The following is a 20,533-nucleotide window of genomic DNA, read 5'->3' as shown; positions in this document are numbered from 1 at the left end:
CCCGTCCGGCGCAGCAGCGGGGTCGGTGGTCAGTCGGTCACCTGGGCGCCGTTGTCGCGGCGGTCGAGGGCGCGCTGCAGGGCGGCCGCGGTGCGCGGGTCGGCCGGGACGGCGCGGCGGCGGCGGCGGGCCGCGGGGCGGGCGGCGGTGGCGGTCTCGGCGGCGGCGGCGGGGGCGGTGGTGCGGTCTGCGACGAACGGCATACCGGGCTCCTTGGTGCGGGGGCGCGACGGCGCGCTGGCGGGGTGAGGGGGTACGCCGAGCAGGGATCGCCTGCCGCACCGCGTACGGGCCGTACGGGCCGCTCGCCCCGTCGTTGCGGGGGTGGCTCACCGTAGGACTACTCCACGGTACGACGGCGGGGCCGCGAGGTCAGCAGATTTACTTGGATTTCCTAGTATCTGAGACGGAGTTCACGCCGGGGTATGCGAACGGCCCTTCCGCCTCAAGGTCGGAAGGGCCGTTCGGAGCTGCCGGGGCGTCAGCCCAGGTTCACCGAGCGGGCGAACTTGGCGCCGATCGCGGTCGCGATCTCGGACAGGACCTCCGGGGAGACCTCGCTGTCCACGGTGATCGAGGCCAGCGCGCTGTCGCCGTCCCGGGCGACCTGCATGCCGGCGATGTTGATGCCCGCGTCGCCGAGGATGCGGCCCAGGGTGCCGACCACGCCGGGGCGGTCCTGGTAGTGGAAGAACGCCATGTGGTCGGTGAGCGCCACGTCGACGTCGAAGCCGTCCACGCCGACGATCTTCTGGGCCTGCTTCGGGCCGGACAGGGTGCCGGAGATCGACACCTCGCCGCCGTCGGCCAGGGTGCCGCGCACGGTGATCACGTTGCGGTGCTCGGGCGACTCGCTGGAGGTGGTCAGCCGCACCTCGACGCCGCGCTCCTGGGCGAACAGCGGGGCGTTGACGTAGGACACCGTCTCGGCCACCACGTCCTCGAACACGCCCTTCAGCGCGGAGAGTTCGAGCACCTTGACGTCGTGCTGGGTGATCTCGCCGCGGACCTCGACGTCCAGCCGGACGGCGACCTCGCCGGCCAGCGCGGTGAAGATCCGGCCGAGCTTCTCGGCCAGCGGCAGGCCCGGGCGGACGTCCTCGGCGATCACGCCGCCCTGGACGTTGACCGCGTCCGGCACCAGCTCGCCGGCCAGCGCCAGGCGCACCGAGCGGGCGACCGCGATGCCGGCCTTCTCCTGCGCCTCGTCGGTGGAGGCGCCCAGGTGCGGGGTGGCGACCACGTTGTCGAAGGCGAACAGCGGCGAGTCGGTGCACGGCTCCTTGGCGTACACGTCCAGGCCGGCGCCGGCGACCCGGCCCTCCTGGAGGGCGCGCAGCAGCGCGTCCTCGTCGACGATGCCGCCGCGGGCCGCGTTGACGATCCGCACGCTCGGCTTGACCTTGTGCAGCGCCTCGTCGCCGATCAGGCCGATGGTCTCCGGGGTCTTCGGGAGGTGGACGGTGATGAAGTCCGCGACCTCCAGCAGCTCCTCCAGGGAGAGCAGCTTGACGCCCATCTGGGCCGCGCGGGCGGCCTGGATGTAGGGGTCGTACGCGACGATCTTCATGCCGAACGCGGACATCCGCTGCGCGACTAGCACGCCGATCCGGCCGAGGCCGACCACGCCGAGCACCTTCTCGCTCAGCTCGACGCCGGTGTACTTGTTGCGCTTCCACTCGCCGCCCTTGAGCGCGGCGTTGGCGGGCGCGATGTTGCGGGCGACCGAGATCAGCAGGCCGCAGGCCAGCTCGGCGGCGGTGACGATGTTCGAGGTCGGCGCGTTGACGACCATCACGCCGGCCTTGGTGGAGGCGGCCACGTCCACGTTGTCCAGGCCGACGCCGGCCCGGGCGACGACCTTCAGCTTCTTGGCGGCGGCCAGCGCCTCGGCGTCCACCTTGGTGGCGGAGCGGATCAGGACGGCGTCGACGTCGGCGATCGCGGTCAGCAGCTCGGTGCGGTCGGCGCCGTTGCAGTGCCGGATCTCGAAGTCGGGGCCCAGCGCGTCGACGGTGGCGGGCGACAGCTCTTCGGCGATCAGTACGACAGATTTGCTCACGACAGTGTGTCCTTAACTGTCCGGTTCACCCCGCCGCACGGAGGTGGCGCGCACAGGGCGGGGGGAAGGTGGCATGTCGCGTAGCTAGACGCACGACGCTGTGGGCCTGACGCGTGGTTCGGAGTCTATCGGCGGGGTGGTACGGGGACTGCTCCCGTCCGGCGAAATCACCCGGACGGGAACAGCCTTGTTGTACAACCGGTGCGGAGGCGGGATCAGGCCTCCTGGTCCACCCAGCTCATCAGCTTGCGGAGCTTCTTGCCGGTGGTCTCCAGCAGGTGCTCGCCGTCCGCGTTCTTGTACTCGTTGTACTTCGGCAGGCCCGCCTTGTACTCGGCGATCCAGGTGTTGGCGAAGGTGCCGTCCTGGATCTCGGCGAGGACCTTCTTCATCTCCGCCTTGGTGTCGGCGGTGATGATGCGGGGGCCGGTCACGTAGTCGCCCCACTCGGCGGTCTCGGAGACCGACCAGCGCATCTTCTCCAGGCCGCCCTCGTACATCAGGTCGACGATGAGCTTCAGCTCGTGCAGGCACTCGAAGTAGGCGATCTCGGGCTGGTAGCCCGCCTCGACCAGGGTCTCGAAACCGGCCTTGACCAGGGCGGCGGTGCCACCGCAGAGGACGGCCTGCTCGCCGAACAGGTCGGTCTCGGTCTCCTCGGTGAAGGTGGTCTTGATGACGCCGGCCTTGGTGCCGCCGATGCCCTTGGCGTAGGACAGCGCCAGGTCGAAGGCCTTGCCGGTGGCGTCCTGCTCGACGGCCACGATGCAGGGGACGCCGCGGCCCTCCTGGTACTGGCGGCGGACCAGGTGGCCCGGGCCCTTCGGGGCGACCATGCAGACGTCGACGTCGGCCGGCGGCTGGATGAAGCCGAAGCGGATGTTCAGGCCGTGGCCGAAGAACAGCGCGTCGCCCGCCTTCAGGTTCGGCTCGATCGCGTCCTTGTAGACGTCGGCCTGGATCGGGTCCGGCACCAGGATCATGATGACGTCGGCCTCGGCCGCGGCCTCGGACGGGGTCACCACGCGCAGGCCCGCCTCCTGGGCGGCGGCGCGGGACTTGGAGCCCTCCAGCAGACCGACCCGGACGTCCACGCCCGAGTCGCGCAGCGACAGCGCGTGGGCGTGGCCCTGGCTGCCGTAGCCGATGACCGCGACCTTGCGGCCCTGGATGATGGACAGGTCGGCGTCGTCTTCGTAGAACAGCTCGGCCACGGGGGCACATCTCCTTGCGTGGTGGTGGTGCCGGGGGTTCCTACCGTAGGCCCACTCGGCGGTCTTCGACGGCAGTGCTCAGTTGGTAAGACGGTGGTGGCGGGCGGGTCAGGCGGAGCGGTCGAGGGCGCGCAGCGAGCGGTCCGTGATGGAGCGGGCCCCCCGGCCGATCGCGACCAGCCCGGACTGCACCAACTCCTTGACGCCGTACGGCTCCAGCATCCGCAGCATGGCCTCCAGCTTGTCCGAGGAGCCGGTGGCCTCGATGGTCACCGCGTCGGGCGACACGTCGACGGTCTTGGCGCGGAACAGCTGGACGATCTCGGTGACCTGGGAGCGGGTCTCCGCGTCGGCCCGGACCTTGACCAGGACCAGCTCGCGCTGGACCGCCTGGGACTGGTCCAGCTCGACGATCTTGATCACGTTGACCAGCTTGTTGAGCTGTTTGGTGACCTGCTCCAGCGGCAGTTCCTCCACGTTGACCACGATGGTCATCCGGGAGATGTCGGGGTGCTCGGTCGGGCCGACCGCGAGCGAGTCGATGTTGAACCCGCGGCGGGAGAACAGCGCGGCGATCCGGGCGAGCACGCCGGGCTTGTTCTCGACCAGGACGGACAGGGTGTGCTTGGACATGGTGGTCATCGCTTTCTAGTCCGTCAGTCCAGGTCGTCGCCGAAGTCGGGGCGCACGCCCCGGGCGAACTGGATCTCGTCGTTGCTGGTGCCGGCCGCGACCATCGGCCAGACCATCGCGTCCTGGTGGACGATGAAGTCGATGACCACCGGGCGGTCGTTGATCTCCATCGCCTGCTTGATCACGGCGTCCAGGTCCTCGGGGCGCTCGCAGCGCAGGCCGACCGCGCCCATCGCCTCGGAGAGCAGCACGAAGTCCGGGACGCGGGTGCCCTGGGCGGGCGGCTCGATGCCGTCGTGGTCGGGGCCCGCGTGCAGCACGGTGTTGGAGTAGCGCTGGTTGTAGAACAGCGTCTGCCACTGGCGGACCATGCCCAGCGAGCCGTTGTTGATCACCGCGACCTTGATCGGGAGGTTGTTCAGGGTGCAGGTGGTCAGTTCCTGGTTGGTCATCTGGAAGCAGCCGTCGCCGTCGATCGCCCAGACCGGGACGTCGGGCCGGCCGGCCTTGGCGCCCATCGCGGCCGGGACGGCGTAGCCCATCGTCCCGGCGCCGCCGGAGTTCAGCCAGGTGGCGGGCTTCTCGAACCGGATGAACTGGCTGGCCCACATCTGGTGCTGGCCGACGCCCGCCGCGTAGATCGCGTCCGGGCCGACCAGCTGGCCGATCCGCTCGATCACCTGCTGCGGGGAGAGCTCGCCCTCGGGGGCCGGCTCGTAGCCCAGCGGGTAGGTCTTCTTCCACTCGTTCAGCCGGACCCACCACTCGGTGTAGTCGCCCCGGCGGCCCGCGTCGAACTCGGCCTGGACGGCGACGATCAGGTCGGCCAGCACCTCGCGGGCGTCGCCGACGATCGGGACGTCCGCCGCGCGGTTCTTGCCGATCTCGGCGGGGTCGATGTCCGCGTGCACGACCTTGGCGTGCGGGGCGAAGGAGTCGAGCTTGCCGGTGACCCGGTCGTCGAAGCGGGCGCCCAGGGCGAACAGCAGGTCGCTCTTCTGCAGCGCGGTGACGGCGGGGACCGAGCCGTGCATGCCGGGCATGCCCAGGTGCTGCGGGTGGCTGTCCGGGAAGACGCCGATCGCCATCAGGGTGGTGATCACCGGCGCGCCGGTCAGCTCGGCCAGGATGCGCAGCTCGGCGCCCGCGTTGGCCTTGAGCACGCCGCCGCCGACGTACAGCACCGGGCGCTTGGCACTGACCAGCAGCTTGGCGGCCTCGCGGATCTGCTTGGCGTGCGGCTTGGTGACGGGGCGGTAACCGGGCAGCGCGGCCTCGACCGGCCACCGGAAGACGGTCTGCGACTGGAGGGCGTCCTTGGCGATGTCGACCAGGACCGGGCCGGGGCGGCCGGTGGCGGCGATGTGGAACGCCTCGGCGATGACCCGGGGGATCTCGGCCGGGTCGGTCACCAGGTAGTTGTGCTTGGTGATCGGCATGGTGATGCCGCAGATGTCCGCCTCCTGGAAGGCGTCCGTGCCGATCGCCTTGGAGGCGACCTGGCCGGTGATCGCGACGATCGGCACCGAGTCCATGTACGCGTCGGCGATCGGGGTGACCAGGTTGGTCGCGCCGGGGCCGGAGGTGGCCATGCAGACGCCGACCCGGCCGGTGGCCTGCGCGTAGCCGGTCGCGGCGTGGCCGGCGCCCTGCTCGTGGCGGACCAGGATGTGGCGGACCTTGGTGGAGTCCATCAGCGGGTCGTACGCGGGGAGGATCGCCCCGCCCGGGATGCCGAACACGGTGTCGGCGCCCACGGCTTCGAGCGAGCGGATGAGCGACTGCGCGCCGGTCATGGTCTCGGTGGTCTGGGGACCCGGAGCGTGCGCGGCCGGGTGGTCCCCGCGGCGGGGGGTTGCGGCGTGCTCAGTCATCTGCCTGTCTCTTCTCGGGTTCTGCTCGGGGGCGACGGTCCGGGTGGCGAACGGTCCCGGCCGGTCTCCGGCACTGCCTCAATCGTCCGGATTTCAGGTGGTTGAGGCCGGGTGCGGGGCGATGGCCGACCAGCATTCGTGCAACAAAAAACCCCTCGTGCCCAGGGCATGCGAGGGGGAGGCGCGTCAGGCCGGTTCAGCCGACGCGCCCGCCAAGTACGAGAATTCGGGTGGTCATGGCACCGACCTTCCTCCCACGCGGTGGCGGGTGTCAAGCCGGTGGGACCGCCGTCTCACCATGCGGGCCGCCGCTCGGACCGCCCACCGGATGCCGTTGTGGCAGGTCGAGGCCGGTGTGCGGGGAGCCCGGGCGGACGGTGGCGGCCTCGGCCAGACCACCCGTCCGCGGGTCGGGGGTGAGCAGCGGACGGCGGCCCGTCCCGCCCTGGGGCTGCCGCGGCACCGGGTAGCCGCGGCGCAGCAGGGCGCGGCGCAGCCGCAGTTCGTCCAGCGGCCGGTCGAAGGCCAGGCCCTGGCCGCGGCGGCAGCCCAGCTCCTGCAGGACGGCCACCTGCCGGGGGTGGTCCACCCCGTCGGCGCCGGTGGCCAGGCCGAGGTCGCGGGCCAGCCGCAGCGCGTGGCCGGCCAGCGCGCGGGTCAGGGGGGACTCGGCGATGTCCTGCACCAGGCTGCGGTCGAGCTTGAGCGCGTCGAACGGGAGCCGGGCCAGCGCGCCCAGCGAGCCGCCGCCGGCCCCGAACCCGGCCAGCGCGGTGGACACCCCGAGGCGGCGCAGCGCGGCCAGCCGGCGGCCGAGTTCGTCGGCCGTCGCGTCCGGCCCGGTCCGGGCCACCTCCAGCACCAGCAGCTCGGGCGGCAGCCCGGTGTCGCGCAGCGCGGCGGCCAGCGTCTCGTACAGGCCGGGAGCGCAGATCCGCTCGGCGGCGAGCCGGACGGTGACCGGGACGGGCGGGGCGGCCGGGCCACCGGTGCGGCGGGCGGCGGCGGCGACCGCCTCGGTCAGCAGCCAGCGGGTGAACCGGGTGGCGGCGTCGCCGGATTCGGCGGTGCGCAGGAACTCGGCGGGGGTGAGCAGCAGTCCGCCGGCCGAGCGCCAGCGGGCCTGCGCCTCGACGCCGGTGAGCCGGCCGCCCGCGAGTTCGACCACCGGCTGGTGGAGCAGGGTGAAGGAGCCCTCCCGGACGGCGGCCCGCAACCGCTCCTCCAGCTCGCCGCGGCGGTCGAGCTCGGCGCGCATCGCGGGACTGTAGAGCACCACCCGGCCCTTGCCGCGGGACTTGGCCTGGTACATCGCCAGGTCGGCGTTGCGCAGCAGCTCGTCGGCGGCGGCCGCGGCGGGACCCTCGGCGCCGTCCCGACCCCGGCGGGCGGGCTCCCTGCCGCCCGCGTCCCTGCTCCCCGCGTCCGGGCGGGCCGCGGCGGGGGCGGGTTCGGGCACCGGCAGCGGGGCGTCGGGGCCGAAGGCGATGCCGATCGAGGCGGCGACGCCGAGTTCGGCCCCGCCGATCCAGTACGGCTCGGAGAGCGCGCCGCGGATCCGCTCGGCCAGGTCGCGGACCTGCGGGTGGCCGAGCCGGCCGCGCACCAGCACCGCGAACTCGTCGCCGCCGAACCGGGCCACGGTGTCCTCGCCGCGGACGGCGGACTGCAGCCGGCGGGCGGCCTGCACCAGCAGTTCGTCGCCGACCTGGTGCCCGGCGCTGTCGTTGACCGCTTTGAAGCCGTCCAGGTCGAGGAAGAGCACCGCGACGGTGGTGCCGACCGGGCCCTGCGCGGAGAGCGCGGCCCGGACCCGCTGGGCGAACAGGGCCCGGTTGGGCAGGTCGGTGAGCGGGTCGTGGAAGGCGTTGTGCTGGAGCTGGGCCTGCAGCCGGACCCGCTCGGTGATGTCGCGGCTGTTCAGGATCAGGCCGTCCCGGTACGGGTTGACGGTGGACTCCACGTGCAGCCACTCCCCCTCGCCGGAGCGGATCCGGCACTCGACCCGGGCGGAGGGCTCGCCGTTGCTGAACCTCGCCCCCCTGGTGCGGGCCAGGATGCGGCGGACCTCGGCCAGCACCCGGTCGACGTCCTCGGGGTGGACCAGGTTGAGCAGGTTGCCGCCGACCAGGTCCTCCGGGTCCCGGTTGTAGACCCGCAGCGCGGCGGGGCTGACGTAGGACAGCGCCCCGGACGGCCCGGCGATCATGATGACGTCGCTGGAGCCCTGCACCAGGGAGCGGAAGTGCGCCTCCTTGGTGGCGAGTTCCTGCGCCAGCGAGAGGTTGTCCAGCAGCATCACGCCCTGCCGGACGATCAGCGCCAGGCCGACGGTGCTGGCGGCGGCCAGCATCACCCGGTCCAGCGCGCGGCCGCCGAGCGCGTTGTAGAGGATGCCCGCGGTGCACACCGCCGCCGCCGCGTACGGGGTGAGCGCGCTGAAGGTGGAGGACACCCGGCGGCGCGGCAGGCCCTGGGCGGACGGGTGCTCGCGGGACGGGCGGCGGCGGTGCTGCCAGGGGGCCCAGGCCAGCAGCAGCGAGCCGGCGAACCAGCCCGCGTCCAGCAGTTCGCCGGAGTGGTAGTCGCTGTGGAACTGCGGGGTGGTGAACAGCGCGTCGCAGACCACGGTCAGCGCCAGGCCGAGCATCGCGGTGTGCACCGCCGTCCGGTTGCCGTCCCGGCCCCGGAAGCGCAGCCCGACCACCAGGCTGACCAGCAGGATGTCCAGCACCGGGTAGCCCAGGCCGAGGGCCAGCTTCAGCGGGTCGTCGCCGTCGCCGGCCGCGACCCGGCCCAGCGCCAGGCTCCAGCTGAGCGTGAACAGCGAGCCGGCCACCAGCCAGCCGTCCAGCAGCAGGCAGAGCCAGCCGGCCGGGGTGCGCGGGCGCTGGGCCAGCACCAGCAGGCCGATGATGGCCAGCGGGGCGAACAGCAGGAAGGTGTAGTCGGCCAGCGAGTCCGGCGGCAGCGGTCGGCGGAGCACCACCTCGTACCAGCCCCAGGCGCCGTTGCCGAGCGCGACCATCGCCGAGGAGAGCCCGAACAGCAGCCAGGCCGGCCGGGTGTGGCCGCCCACCGCGACGCCGTGCGCCAGACAGGACAGGGCGGCCACGAGGGCCGCCCCGGCGAGACCGAAGTCCCCCATCACCAGCGCGAGTTCACTCGATCCCCAGCCGACGGCGGCGCCGGCGGCGTACCCGGCGCAGAGCACCGCGAGCAGCCCGGCCGTCAGGCGGCGGAGCGGGGGGCGGGCAGGCGGCGCCGACTCGGTGGAGTTCAATCGACATCTCCCCCTCCGGCCCGCGGCCGTACCGGTGTTCCCGCTTCGGACCCTACACCACTGCGGTCACGCACTGGCACGTCCGCTCAACTTAGAGTAATGAACCGCAGGTGGTGCGGAGCCGGTTGGCGGCGGGATCGCCCGTTCGGCTCAGGCGGGCCGGGGCGGCGGCGGTGCCGGGGGCGGGGCCCGGAGCGGGACGCGGAGCGGCGCCCGGCGGGCCCGCGGCAGGCCCGGGACGGCCTCGGGGCGGGGTCGGGACGGAGCCGGGACGGGAGTCGGGACGGTTCGTGACGGGCCCGGGACGGTTCGTGACGGGGGTTCAGGAGCCGCTGGTGGCGGGCTCCTCGTCCGGGAACAGCCGCAGCCGGTGGGCCAGCGCGGCGGCCTCGCCGCGGCCGCCGACGGCGAGCTTGGCCAGGATGTTGGAGACGTGCACGCTGGCGGTCTTCGGCGAGATGAACAGCTCCTCGGCGATCTGCCGGTTGCTCCGGCCCAGGGTGAGCCGGCGCAGCACGTCCCGCTCGCGCGGGGTGAGGCCGAAGCCCGGGTCGGCGCCGGCGCCGGCCCGGCGGTCCAGGCCGAGCCGGCCGGCCAGCAGTCCGGCGTCCCGGCGGGTGGTCAGGTCGCCGCGCCGGCGGGCGAGTTCGGCGGCCTCGTGCAGCAGGTCGGCGGCGGTCTCCCGGTCGCCGCCGGCGGCGGCGTCCTCGGCGGCGCGCAGCAGGGCCAGCGCGAGCGGGCCGGGCAGGGCGGCGGCGCGCAGTTCGGTGACGGCCCGCTGCCGGTGGTCGGCGGCGGGGCGGCCGGCGGCGCGGGCGAGTTCGCCGGCCAGCAGGGCGGCCCAGCCGCGGTCGAGGGCGCAGCGCGGGGTGAGCCGGGCGGCCTCGGCGGCGATCCGGGCGAGGGCGGCCTCGCCCTCGGGGGTGCGCGGGTGCTGGTCGGCCTCGGCCTCGGCGGCGTGGGTGAGCAGCGGGAACAGGTGGCCGCCCTGCCGGGTCAGCACGGTGCCGTCGAGCGCCTCGGCGAGCCGGTCGCGGGCCTGTTCGGGGCGGCCGAGCCGGACGGCCAGCCGGACCCCGAGGGTGGCGGTGGGCAGGACGTGCTGGGGTTGGGCGCCGCCGCCGCCGCTGGCGTGGGCGGCGGCCCAGTGGGTCTCGGCCTCGGCCAGGTCGCCGCGGAGCAGGGCGAGTTCGCCGCGCAGCCGGTCCATGAACTCGCCGTGGGTGTCGGCCTCCGGCTTGTCGTCCCAGTCGGCGAGGACGGCGGCGGCCTCCTCGGTGCGGCCGGCGGCGAGCAGCGCCTCGGCGAGGTTGCCGGTGAGGATCGGGCCGGTGTTGAGCATCAGCCCGCTGCGGCGGGCGGCCTCCAGGCCCTGCCGGGCGGCGGTGGCGGCCTCCTCGGCGCGGCCGACCGAGAGCAGCAGGCTGGCCAGGTTGTTCAGGCCGCGGGTGTGCACGTCGGCGTTGCCGAGCGGGCGGGCCTGTTCGACGGCGGCGGCGAGCAGGGCGACGGCCCGTTCGGCGTCCGCGGAGTCGCCGAGCAGTCCGGCCAGGGTGACCCGGGCGTGCACCTCGACGGAGGGCGCGTCGGCCTGGCGGGCGACCTCCACGGCCCGTTCGGCGGTGGCGACGGCGGCGGGGCCGGGGTTGCGGAGCAGGGCGTGGGCGGCCTCCAGGGCGAGCGCCTCGGCCTGCACGGCGGACGGGCCGAGGTCCTGGACCAGCCGCTGGGCGTACTGGATCTCCTCCAGGCCGCCGCTGCGCTTGAGCTGGTCGAGCATCTTGGCGCGCTGGAGCCGGAACCAGGCGGCGCGCAGCGGGTTGCCGGCCTCGTCGACCAGGGCGAGGGCGCGGCGGGCCAGGCCCTGGCCGCGGTCGCGGTCGCCGGCCCGGCGGGCGGCGACCACCGCTTCGGCCAGGACGTCGACGAGTTGCAGCCGCTCGCAGTCCTCGTGCTCGCCGTCGTCGCAGGCGCAGGGCGGGTAGGTCTCGGCCCAGTCGTAGGGGCGCAGGGTGGTGGCGAGGGTCTGTTCGGAGACGGTGTCCCAGAGTTCGACGGCCCGTTCGAGCATGGTGAGCTGTTCGGCGAAGGCGTTGCGGCGGCGGGCGGCCCGGGCGGCGTCGAGGGCGGCGGGCAGCGCCCGGGCGGGCTGGTGGGCGTGGTACCAGTAGTCGGCGAGCCGGGCGGTGCGCTGTTCGGCCCGGACGAGTTCCGGGTCGGCCTCCAGGACGGTGGCGAACCGCCGGTTGACGGCCTGCCGTTCGCCGGGCAGCAGGTCGTCGGAGACCGCCTCGCGGACCAGCGCGTGCCGGAACCGGTAGCCCTCGCCGTCGGTGTCGGGGCGCAGGATGTTGGCGCCGACGGCGGTGCGCAGGGCGGCGATCAGCGCGTCCTCGCCGGTGCGGGGGCCGCCGGGGCCGCTCTCGGCGACCACGGCGGCGAGCAGCGCGTGCTCGATCCGGGAGCCGCCCTCGGCGGCGATCCGGACGACCCGCTGGGCCTCCTCGGGCAGCGCCTCGACCCGGACCAGCAGGATGTCGCGCAGCGATTCGGTGACGCAGGCCAGGCAGCCGTCGCGGTAGGCGGCGGCGAGCTCCTCGACGAAGAACGGGTTGCCCTCGGAGCGGCGGTGGATCCGGTCCACCACGTCCCGGCCGGGGGTCTCGGGGCCGAGGATGCCGGCCAGCTGGGCGGCCACCTCGGGCCGGTCCAGGCGCTCCAGTTCGATCCGCTGGACGGTGCGCAGCCGCTCCAGTTCGGCCAGGAACGGCCGCAGCGGGTGGCGGCGGTGCAGGTCGTCGGTGCGGTAGGTGGCGACGATCAGCACCCGGGAGCGGTGCAGGGTGCGGACCAGGTAGGCGAGCAGCTCCCGGGTGGAGCGGTCCGACCAGTGCAGGTCCTCGATGGCCAGCACCAGCGTCCGGTCCCCGGCCAGCCGCTCGAACAGTCGGGCGGTGTGCTCGAACAGCCGGGCCCGGCCGTACTCGTCGTTGCCCTCCCCGTCGGTCTCCCCGAAGTCCGGCAGCAGCCGGGCGAGGTGGCCCTCCAGCCCGGCGGCGGCGGCGTCCAGCTCCGGCCCGAGCCGCCGGTGCAGGCGGCGCAGCGCCGCCGAGAGCGGGCCGTACGGCAGGCCCTCGGCGCCGACCTCCAGGCAGGCGCCGAGCGCGGTGACCGCGCCGTCCACCTCGGCCCGGGCCAGGAACTCCTCCAGCAGCCGGGTCTTGCCGACCCCCGCCTCGCCGCCGACCAGCACGGCCTGCGGCTCCCCCGCCCCCGCCCGGTCCAGCCCGGCACCGAGCAGGCCGCTCTCCCGGCCGCGTCCGACGAAGACCGGGCTGACTGTCTGCTCCATGCCGGTGAGCATGCCACAGCCCCCGGACGCGGCCGAGCGGTTATCCCGGCCGTCGGACCGGCCGGGCCCGCCGGTCATCCCGCGCAGCCCGCCACGGCGCCCGAACGGCCCTGCTCCGCACCGGACTTGGCGCGCTGCGGCGCGGCGGCCCCCCGGCGTCCCGCCCGTACCGCCCCGGCCACCCGGGCCACCAGCCCGGTGCGCTGCCCGCCGCGGCCGGCGGCGGCCGCCTCGCGGGCCAGCCGGTCGGCGGCGGCCCGGCCGTGCAGTTCGCGTTCCCTCGACTTGAACAACTCGTACTCGTACACGGTGTCTTCCCCTCGTCGCGTGCTGGTGTCCAGCCTCCGCTCCCAGGGGGGTGCGCCGCATGGGGAGCCTGCCCGATCCGGGCGGGCCGCCGGCCCGGAAAACACCGGTGCCCGCCCCCGGTCGGGGGCGGGCACCGCGGGCGGAACCGCCTAAGGGGCTCCTTAGGCACCGCCGTCACGCCGTAGGCACCCCAGTGGGCGCCTCAGACCAGCTTCGCCAGGATGAGGTCCTTGACCCGGGCCGCGTCGGCCTGGCCGCGGGTGGTCTTCATGACCGCGCCGACCAGCGCGCCCACCGCCTGCACCTTGCCGTCGCGGATCTTGGCGGCGACGCCCGGGTTGTCGGCGATCGCCTGGTCGACGGCCGCGCCGAGCGCGGAGTCGTCCGAGACCACGGCCAGGCCGCGCCCGGCCACCACGTCGTCCGGCTCGCCCTCGCCGGCGAGGACGCCCTCGATGACCTGGCGGGCCAGCTTGTCGTTGAGCTTGCCCTCGGCGACCAGCGCGCACACCCGGGCCACCTGGGCCGGGGTGATCGGCTGCTCGGACAGCTCGGTGCCGGTCTCGTTGGCGCGCCGCGCCAGCTCGCCCATCCACCACTTGCGGGCCTGGTCGGCGGGGGCGCCGGCCGCGATGGTCTCCGAGATCGGCTCCACCGCACCGGCGTTGAGCACCGACTGCATGTCCTTGTCGGTCAGGCCCCACTCGGCCTGCAGCCGGGCCCGGCGGACCCGGGGCAGCTCCGGCAGCGAGGCCCGCAGCTCCTCGACCCACTCCCGGGCCGGGGCGACCGGCACCAGGTCGGGCTCCGGGAAGTACCGGTAGTCCTCGGCGTTGTCCTTGATCCGGCCGGCCGTGGTGGAGCCGTCCTCCTCGTGGAAGTGCCGGGTCTCCTGGACGATCGTCCCGCCGTCGGTCAGCACGGTGGCGTGCCGCTGGATCTCGAACCGGGCGGCCCGCTCCACGCTGCGCAGCGAGTTGACGTTCTTGGTCTCGCTGCGGGTGCCGAACGCCTCGGTGCCGTTGGGGCGCAGCGACAGGTTCACGTCGCAGCGCATCTGGCCCTTGTCCATCCGGGCCTCGGAGACGCCCAGCGCCTTGATCAGCTCGCGCAGCTCGGCGACGTACGCCTTCGCCACCTCGGGGGCGCGCGCGCCCGCGCCCTCGATCGGCTTGGTGACGATCTCGATCAGCGGGATGCCGGCCCGGTTGTAGTCCAGCAGCGAGTACTCCGCGCCGTGGATCCGCCCGGTGGCGCCGCCGACGTGGGTCGACTTGCCGGTGTCCTCCTCCATGTGGGCGCGCTCGATCTCCACCCGGAAGACCTCGCCGTCCTCCAGCTGCACGTCGAGGTAGCCGTTGAAGGCGATCGGCTCGTCGTACTGGCTGGTCTGGAAGTTCTTCGGCATGTCCGGGTAGAAGTAGTTCTTCCGGGCGAACCGGCACCACTCGGCGATCTCGCAGTTCAGCGCGAGACCGATCCGGACCGCCGACTCCACCCCGACCGCGTTGACCACCGGCAGCGAACCGGGCAGGCCGAGGCAGGTCGGACAGGTCTGCGAGTTCGGCTCCGCGCCCAGCTCGGTGGAGCAGCCGCAGAACATCTTGGTCTTGGTACCCAGCTCGACGTGGACCTCAAGGCCCATCACCGGGTCGTACGAGGCGAGAGCCTCCTCGTAGGAGACCAGGCTCATGACGCTCACAGCGCCCCCTTTGCTTTCACTTCAAAGACAAGCGGAATGAATAGAATAAAATCCACCCTGGCTCAATTGAAATTCAAATCAGCCAAAGCCTTTTCAGTCTCCAATTGCCAGAGGCGGAAAGAAGAAAGCTGCTCAAGCGTGCGAAGATTCATTCGCTCGGCGATGAGCGGAAGATAATCGCGAGGATCCCTCTTTACGCGACGCTTGGATCGTCCAGCGGCAATGATCTCCCGAAGGGTCCTCTTAGGGTCAGATAGCTCCTCGGGCCGGTCGAGCCTGCCACCCTCAAAAATATCTTTAGCATTCCAAGAGGCTCCTACGACAGACTGAAGCGTTTTCCTATCAGCAAGCGCCCAACTCTCCATCTCTTGAATTGGGACAACGCGCAGAAGTAGGCGGCCACTCGGGCCGAACTTTTCCCATTCACGGCGCAGCGGATCCCAGTACTTCCCCGTTTCCCTCTCCACGGAGGCCGACCCGTCGTAATGGACGAATAGGACCGACAGCGAGGGTGCCGCATCACGAGCGGCGCTACAAATCGCCCGATGCCTACCGATAGGGTCACCAACATTGACCTGCAAGCGCTGGACAGGGGCGACTGAGAGGCTCTTGCATACGGCAAGTTCCCCTAGAGCGCGCTCAAGCAAAACCGTCAGGAACGCGTAGTCCGTGGAGCCTTCCCCCATGAGGAAAGCATTAAGCTCAGGCCCGATCAACCTATGCCTCCAGCAGCTGCCGAGCTTCGTCTGCATAAATCGCAGGATAAGCCCGCCGCTCTTGCTCGGATACTACAGTCCCTACCAGCCCGAGCGGCAACTCGTGCTGCTCATCTGGAAGTAGATGCCTAACTCGCGTAACTCGACTCCGGACACTTTCATTGTGTCGCTCGGGCCGGGTAACCCAGTCCATCACCACAATGTCTTCCTTCTGGAGCGTTAGCAGAAGGAGCGGCGAATGGCTACTCATGATCAACTGCGAGAGAGGCTCGCCGTCGTCAAGCTCAGAGGCTGCAGGATCAGTAACCAGCTCTCGCAAGTGTCCAACTAGGTCACGAAGCCGCTGAGGATAGATTCCGTTCTCTGGCTCCTCGAAACACACGAGGCCCCGATAGTCTGGATCGTAAAGAGTGGCGAGCAGGGCAAGCACTCGGAGGGTTCCGTCTGAGGCGACCCTGGCGCTTACTTTGCCCTCGTCCCTGGTGGTGAGGTAAACCTCCCACTGCTCCTTGGCCTTATTCTCCTCTACCGTGACTTCGCTGAATCCCCTAATGACTTGCGTCAGATCGGCAGCCATATCATCAAGCGCACTGTACCCCTCGCCAGCAGTTCGACGCTCAATGCGCCGAAGTACTTTCGCCAGATTTGCGCCACTCGGATCGAGCTGCTCACCTCGCTGTTGCCAAGAACTGGGCATTCGGAGTGAAGCGGGATCAAGCTGAAGGAAGCGCCAGGACTCGATTTCCTTGCGGAGTGCATAGAGCAGGGGAAAGTCGGCAGCTGAAGTAATGCTCGACAAAACCGTAGCTTCTGCCGCATCAGCAGAGAGCTCTCGTTTTCGCCCCTGGCGGCCCTCCTGTGCAAGTTTGAAAAGTGACCGTCCAGTCTCGGTAATTTGAACGGTCTCAAGCAGTGGAGTTTGCCGCTTGTAGAAAAGATGAGCCCGGCGAAATGCTTGACTCGCCCTATGACTCTTCACCCACCTGTCGTCGGCTGCACGCAAGGGGATAGCCGACTCCTTCACCACAAAGGGTCGAACAAATCCGTCGGAATCGCCGCGCTGCTCAATGGTCAACTCATACCTCAAGCGGGTGTGGTTGATTTCAACCTCTGCACCGAACTGGTCAGCGACGGAGGGGTCGAGAAGCACCTCGACTGCAAATGACATGCGCGGCACTTGTGAACCATCGCCCCGCCGACGGAAAAGCTCGCCGAGCTCGCCTCGCGCCTCGGCAAAGGCGTCAAAGAGGGACGGCTTTCCCACGAGCCAGCGAAGCTGTTGAATCGCGTCGAACAGATTCGACTTTCCGCTTGCATTTGGGCCAAGGATGACAAGAAATGGAGAAATGTCCAAACCAAAATTCGAGAACGACTTGAATCCGTCGATCTCGATCCTGGTGAGCATTCTAAATCATCTCCTGTTCTCATTGTGGGCCAGAGGGCGGGAGGGCCTGGCTCAACGCTACCGTCTCACCAGGCCTCTCGACTCACCGAGTCAGCCGAGCAGGACGTCGTCGTCGCCGAGACGCTTGAGCTCGCGGACGAGGAGCGCGGTGCCGGTGATCAGGGCGGCGGCGCCGACCAGGGCGTTGACCAGCTTGAGGGTGTCGTTGTCGGAGCGCGCGGTGCGGGCCTCCTTGACGATGGAGATCGCGCCGAAGGCGCTGGTGCCGATGGACAGCCAGAGTCCGGGCTTCGAGTGCTTCCAGCCCTTGGCCTTCTCGATCTTGCTCATAGTGCCGGTGCCTCCTCCAGCAGGGCGTGGCCCCACTTGTCGTTGAGTGCGGCCTCGACGGCGCCGCCCACGCGGTAGAGGCGGTCGTCCGCCATCGCGGGGGCGATGATCTGCAGGCCGACCGGGAGATTGTCCTCCGGGGCGAGCCCGCAGGGCAGCGACATGGCCGCGTTGCCCGCCAGGTTCGAGGGAATGGTGCACAGGTCGGCGAGGTACATCGCCATCGGGTCGTCTGCCCGCTCGCCGATCGGGAATGCCGTGGTCGGGGTGGTCGGGGAGACCAGCACGTCCACGCCGGCGAAGGCGGCGTCGAAGTCCCGGGAGATCAGGGTGCGGACCTTCTGCGCGGAGCCGTAGTAGGCGTCGTAGTAGCCGGAGGACAGCGCGTAGGTGCCGAGGATGATGCGGCGCTTGACCTCGGAGCCGAATCCGGCCTCGCGGGTGAGCGCGGTGACCTGCTCGGCGGAGCGGGTGCCGTCGTCGCCGACCCGCAGGCCGTAGCGCATGGCGTCGAACCGGGCGAGGTTCGAGGAGCACTCGGACGGGGCGATCAGGTAGTACGCGGGCAGCGCCAGCGTGAACGACGGGCAGGAGACCTCGACGACCTCGGCGCCCAGGTCGCGCAGCAGCTCGACGGACTCCTGGAAGCGCTGCATGACGCCGGCCTGGTAGCCCTCGCCGGCGAACTCCTTGACCACGCCGATCCGCATGCCGCGCACGTCGCGCAGCTTCGCGGCGGCGACCACGTCGGGGACGGGGGCGTCGATGGAGGTGGAGTCGAGCGGGTCGTGCCCGGCGATCGCCTCGTGCAGCAGTGCCGTGTCGAGCACGGTGCGGGCGCACGGGCCGCCCTGGTCGAGCGAGGAGGAGAAGGCGACCAGGCCGTAGCGGGACACCGAGCCGTAGGTCGGCTTGACGCCGACGGTGCCGGTGACGGCGCCGGGCTGGCGGATCGAGCCGCCGGTGTCGGTGCCGATCGCCAGCGGCGCCTCGAAGGCGGCCAGCGCGGCGGCCGAGCCGCCGCCGGAGCCGCCGGGGATGCGGGTGAGGTCCCACGGGTTGCCGGTCGGGCCGTAGGCGGAGTTCTCGGTGGAGGAGCCCATCGCGAACTCGTCCATGTTGGTCTTGCCGAGGATGACGACGTCGGCGTCCTTGAGCCGCTTCGTCAGGGTGGCGTCGTAGGGCGGGATCCAGCCCTCGAGCATCTTCGACCCGCAGGTGGTCGGGATGCCCGCGGTGGTGAACACGTCCTTCAGCGCGAGCGGCACGCCCGCCAGCGGGCCCAGCTCGGCGCCGGCCGCGCGCTTCCGGTCGACGGCGCCGGCCGCGGCCAGCGCGCCCTCGCGGTCGACGTGCAGGAAGGCGTTGACCTTCTTGTCGACGGCGTCGATCCGGTCCAGGTGGGCCTGGGCGACCTCGACCGCCGAGACCTCGCCGGTGGCGATCGCGGCGGCCGTCTCGGCCGCCGTGTACTTGATCAGCTCGGTCATCTCGGTCAGTCCTCCCCGAGGATCTGCGGCACGCGGAAACGCTGGTCCTCACTGGCCGGGGCGCCGGAGAGCGCCTGCTCCGGGGTCAGCGACGGCCGCACCTCGTCCGTCCGCATCACGTTGGTGAGCGGGAGCGGGTGGGAGGTCGGCGGGACGTCCTGCCCCGCGACCTCGGAAACGCGGGCGACCGCGCCGATGATCACGTCGAGCTGCTCGGCGAAGTGGTCCAACTCTTCCGCCTGCAACTCCAGACGCGACAGCCGGGCGAGGTGGGCGACCTCCTCGCGCGTGATGCCAGGCATGCAGCGATCCTCAAGGGTGAGTTCTGGTGGGCCGGTCCCCGCCCCGCGGGGCAGGCCGGTCCTTTCGGTCCTAAGGGGCCATCCTATGGGCAGAAGGGGGACCGCCGACCGGGCGCACGCTCCGGGGGCCGCCCGGGGCGTTGCCGGGCGGCCCGCGGAGCGGGCGGTCAGCGCGGCAGCGACTCCACCGGCGGCGCGTCGTTGCGCCGCACCAGCAGCCAGGCGGTGGCCTGGTCGACGGGCAGCGCCGCCGAGACCAGCCAGCCCTGGACGGCGTCGACGCCCATGTCCTGGAGCCGTTCCCAGGTCTCGTCGTCCTCGACGCCCTCGGCGACCACGGTGAGCCCCAGCGAGTGGGCGAGCTCCACCGAGCAGCGCACCACGGCCGCGTCGTGGTCGTCGGCGACCATCCGGGAGACGAAGGAGCGGTCGATCTTGAGTTCGCCGACCGGCAGGCTGCGCAGCCGCACCATCGAGGAGTGCCCGGTGCCGAAGTCGTCCAGCGACATCCGCACGCCGTAGCGGCGCAGTTCGGCCAGGGTGTCGGCGGCCCGTCGGCTGTCGTCCAGCAGCAGCCGTTCGGTGATCTCCAGTTGGAGCGCCACGGCGGGCACCTGGTGCCGGGTGAGGTGTCCGGCGACCCGGGCGGCGAAGCCGGGGTTGAGGACGTCGCGCGGCGAGACGTTGACCGCGACGGGCACCATCAGGCCCTGGTTGCGCCAGCGGGCGATCTGCCCGACGGCGCTCTCCAGCACGTAGTCGGTGAGCCGGGGCATCAGCCCGGAGGACTCGGCGAGGGCGATGAACTCGTCCGGCGCGACCCGCCCCTGCCCGGGCCGCTCCCAGCGCACCAGCGCCTCCAGGCCGACCACGCTGCCGTCGAAGGCCACCTTCGGCTGGTAGTGCAGCTGCACCTCGTTCATCTCGATGGCCCGCCGCAGGTCGCCGAGCAGGCCGATCCGGTACGGGGTGTCCAGGTCGCGGGCCTCGTCGTAGCGCTCGACGCCGCTGCGGCTGTGCTGGGCGTGGCCCATCGCGACGTCGGCGCGCCGCAGCAGCGACTCCGCGTCCTGGGCGTGGGTCGGGTAGACGCACACCCCGGCGCTGGCCTCCAGGACCAGCAGCAGGCCGTCCAGCCGGATGGGCGCGGCGAGTTCGGCGATCAGCGCCTTCGCGGTGCGCTCCAGCAGGTCGGGGCTGCCCACCCCGGGCAGCAGCACGGCGAACTCGTCGCCGCCCATCCGGGCCACCACCGGGCGCTCGCCGCGGCGGACCGGCGGGGGCAGCGCGGTGCCGTCCTCGCCGTCCCGGGGGTGGCCGGCGCCGGTGCGCAGGGCGCGGTGCAGCCGGCGGGCGATGTGCACCAGCAGCCGGTCGCCCGCGGTGTGGCCGAGGGCGTCGTTGAGCGAGCGGAAGCGGTCCAGGTCGAGCAGGATCAGGCCGACGCTGTAGCCGGGTTCGGCCTCGTGCCGGGCCAGGGCCTCCTGGGTGGCGATCAGCAGGGCCTGCCGGTTGGGCAGGTCGGTGAGCGGGTCGGTGAGCTGGTCCCGCGCCCGGTCGCGGGCGATCCGCCAGGCGGCGACCAGCACGGCCAGGGGAACCGCGAACAGCGGGAGCAGCTCGGGTTCGTAGCGGTACACCAGGACGGCCAACGGGATGAGCGGCGCGGCCCCGGCCAGCAGCACGCCGAGCAGCAGGACCGCCCCTGCCACCCCCTGCGGCGGGCGTGTGGGCGCGCCGCCGGTCGTACGATCCATAAGCCCAGTCCTCCGTCGGGCCCACCCCCCGGCGGGGCCGCCTCACGGTGAGGCACCCCTCTCCTCAGAGGTGCCGGTGGACGTCAGACGAGGGCGTGTCCCCG

At 72.0% G+C, this 20,533-nt stretch carries 15 protein-coding genes; all 15 read right to left on the bottom strand.

What is annotated here, in order from left to right:
- Nucleotides 1–29 precede the first annotated feature (29 nt).
- Entirely contained in the window at nucleotides 30–203 is a 174-nt protein-coding gene (locus K353_RS34535; protein ID WP_158585495.1) for a hypothetical protein, read from the bottom strand.
- Between the two features lie 278 nt (nucleotides 204–481).
- Nucleotides 482–2,062: a phosphoglycerate dehydrogenase gene (serA, locus tag K353_RS27025; RefSeq protein WP_111556141.1), complete on the bottom strand. Its 1,581-nt coding sequence runs from the start codon at nucleotides 2,060–2,062 to the stop codon at nucleotides 482–484.
- Between the two features lie 215 nt (nucleotides 2,063–2,277).
- Nucleotides 2,278–3,276 (bottom strand): ketol-acid reductoisomerase, encoded by a 999-nt coding sequence (ilvC, locus tag K353_RS27020; protein WP_111556140.1) that lies wholly within the window; start codon nucleotides 3,274–3,276, stop codon nucleotides 2,278–2,280.
- A gap of 108 nt (nucleotides 3,277–3,384) precedes the next feature.
- Nucleotides 3,385–3,909, bottom strand: a complete 525-nt coding sequence (ilvN, locus tag K353_RS27015; RefSeq protein ID WP_100838483.1) for an acetolactate synthase small subunit — start codon at nucleotides 3,907–3,909, stop codon at nucleotides 3,385–3,387.
- Between the two features lie 23 nt (nucleotides 3,910–3,932).
- Nucleotides 3,933–5,783: an acetolactate synthase large subunit gene (locus K353_RS27010; protein WP_111556139.1), complete on the bottom strand. Its 1,851-nt coding sequence runs from the start codon at nucleotides 5,781–5,783 to the stop codon at nucleotides 3,933–3,935.
- A gap of 271 nt (nucleotides 5,784–6,054) precedes the next feature.
- Entirely contained in the window at nucleotides 6,055–9,066 is a 3,012-nt protein-coding gene (locus K353_RS27005; RefSeq protein WP_111556138.1) for a bifunctional diguanylate cyclase/phosphodiesterase, read from the bottom strand.
- 322 nt (nucleotides 9,067–9,388) lie between these two features.
- Nucleotides 9,389–12,418 carry a helix-turn-helix transcriptional regulator gene (locus K353_RS27000; protein ID WP_233533858.1) on the bottom strand — a complete coding sequence of 1,010 codons (3,030 nt, stop codon included), beginning with the start codon at nucleotides 12,416–12,418 and terminating at the stop codon, nucleotides 9,389–9,391.
- 74 nt (nucleotides 12,419–12,492) lie between these two features.
- The gene (locus K353_RS26995) at nucleotides 12,493–12,726 is read right to left on the bottom strand and encodes a hypothetical protein (RefSeq protein ID WP_111556136.1); all 234 of its coding nucleotides are present in this window, start codon (nucleotides 12,724–12,726) and stop codon (nucleotides 12,493–12,495) included.
- Nucleotides 12,727–12,929: 203 nt separating this feature from the next.
- A complete protein-coding gene (gene gatB / locus K353_RS26990; RefSeq protein ID WP_111556135.1) occupies nucleotides 12,930–14,429 on the bottom strand; it encodes an Asp-tRNA(Asn)/Glu-tRNA(Gln) amidotransferase subunit GatB in 1,500 nt (499 codons plus the stop codon).
- Nucleotides 14,430–14,491: 62 nt separating this feature from the next.
- Nucleotides 14,492–15,181, bottom strand: coding sequence for a DUF4276 family protein (locus K353_RS26985; protein WP_111556134.1), 690 nt, complete (start codon nucleotides 15,179–15,181; stop codon nucleotides 14,492–14,494).
- Nucleotides 15,147–16,550 carry an AAA family ATPase gene (locus K353_RS26980; RefSeq protein WP_111556133.1) on the bottom strand — a complete coding sequence of 468 codons (1,404 nt, stop codon included), beginning with the start codon at nucleotides 16,548–16,550 and terminating at the stop codon, nucleotides 15,147–15,149. Before K353_RS26980 ends, K353_RS26985 begins: the two co-directional genes overlap by 35 nt.
- Nucleotides 16,551–16,640: 90 nt before the next feature.
- Nucleotides 16,641–16,880: a hypothetical protein gene (locus tag K353_RS26975; protein WP_100836260.1), complete on the bottom strand. Its 240-nt coding sequence runs from the start codon at nucleotides 16,878–16,880 to the stop codon at nucleotides 16,641–16,643.
- Nucleotides 16,877–18,370 carry an Asp-tRNA(Asn)/Glu-tRNA(Gln) amidotransferase subunit GatA gene (gene gatA, locus K353_RS26970; RefSeq protein ID WP_111556132.1) on the bottom strand — a complete coding sequence of 498 codons (1,494 nt, stop codon included), beginning with the start codon at nucleotides 18,368–18,370 and terminating at the stop codon, nucleotides 16,877–16,879. The genes K353_RS26975 and gatA overlap by 4 nt, the downstream gene beginning before the upstream one ends.
- 5 nt (nucleotides 18,371–18,375) lie before the next feature.
- Nucleotides 18,376–18,672: an Asp-tRNA(Asn)/Glu-tRNA(Gln) amidotransferase subunit GatC gene (gene gatC, locus K353_RS26965; RefSeq protein ID WP_100836262.1), complete on the bottom strand. Its 297-nt coding sequence runs from the start codon at nucleotides 18,670–18,672 to the stop codon at nucleotides 18,376–18,378.
- 167 nt (nucleotides 18,673–18,839) lie between these two features.
- The gene (locus tag K353_RS26960) at nucleotides 18,840–20,429 is read right to left on the bottom strand and encodes a bifunctional diguanylate cyclase/phosphodiesterase (RefSeq protein ID WP_111556131.1); all 1,590 of its coding nucleotides are present in this window, start codon (nucleotides 20,427–20,429) and stop codon (nucleotides 18,840–18,842) included.
- Nucleotides 20,430–20,533: the final 104 nt, after the last annotated feature.

It is taken from the genome of Kitasatospora sp. SolWspMP-SS2h, assembly GCF_003259315.1.
Classification (GTDB): domain Bacteria; phylum Actinomycetota; class Actinomycetes; order Streptomycetales; family Streptomycetaceae; genus Kitasatospora; species Kitasatospora fiedleri.
Note: the sequence above shows the minus strand (reverse complement) of the source record. Positions and strands in the feature narration are given on the sequence as shown.

Bases quoted from the DNA above. Each gene is read 5' to 3' on its own strand.
- K353_RS26980 (WP_111556133.1), bottom strand. From the start codon at position 16,550: ATGCTCACCAGGATCGAGATCGACGGATTCAAGTCGTTCTCGAATTTT.
- ilvN (WP_100838483.1), bottom strand. From the start codon at position 3,909: ATGTCCAAGCACACCCTGTCCGTCCTGGTCGAGAACAAGCCCGGCGTG.
- K353_RS27010 (WP_111556139.1), bottom strand. From the start codon at position 5,783: ATGACTGAGCACGCCGCAACCCCCCGCCGCGGGGACCACCCGGCCGCG.
- K353_RS27000 (WP_233533858.1), bottom strand. From the start codon at position 12,418: ATGGAGCAGACAGTCAGCCCGGTCTTCGTCGGACGCGGCCGGGAGAGC.
- gatA (WP_111556132.1), bottom strand. From the start codon at position 18,370: ATGACCGAGCTGATCAAGTACACGGCGGCCGAGACGGCCGCCGCGATC.
- K353_RS26975 (WP_100836260.1), bottom strand. From the start codon at position 16,880: ATGAGCAAGATCGAGAAGGCCAAGGGCTGGAAGCACTCGAAGCCCGGA.
- K353_RS34535 (WP_158585495.1), bottom strand. From the start codon at position 203: ATGCCGTTCGTCGCAGACCGCACCACCGCCCCCGCCGCCGCCGCCGAG.
- K353_RS26985 (WP_111556134.1), bottom strand. From the start codon at position 15,181: ATGCAGACGAAGCTCGGCAGCTGCTGGAGGCATAGGTTGATCGGGCCT.
- gatC (WP_100836262.1), bottom strand. From the start codon at position 18,672: ATGCCTGGCATCACGCGCGAGGAGGTCGCCCACCTCGCCCGGCTGTCG.
- K353_RS26960 (WP_111556131.1), bottom strand. From the start codon at position 20,429: ATGGATCGTACGACCGGCGGCGCGCCCACACGCCCGCCGCAGGGGGTG.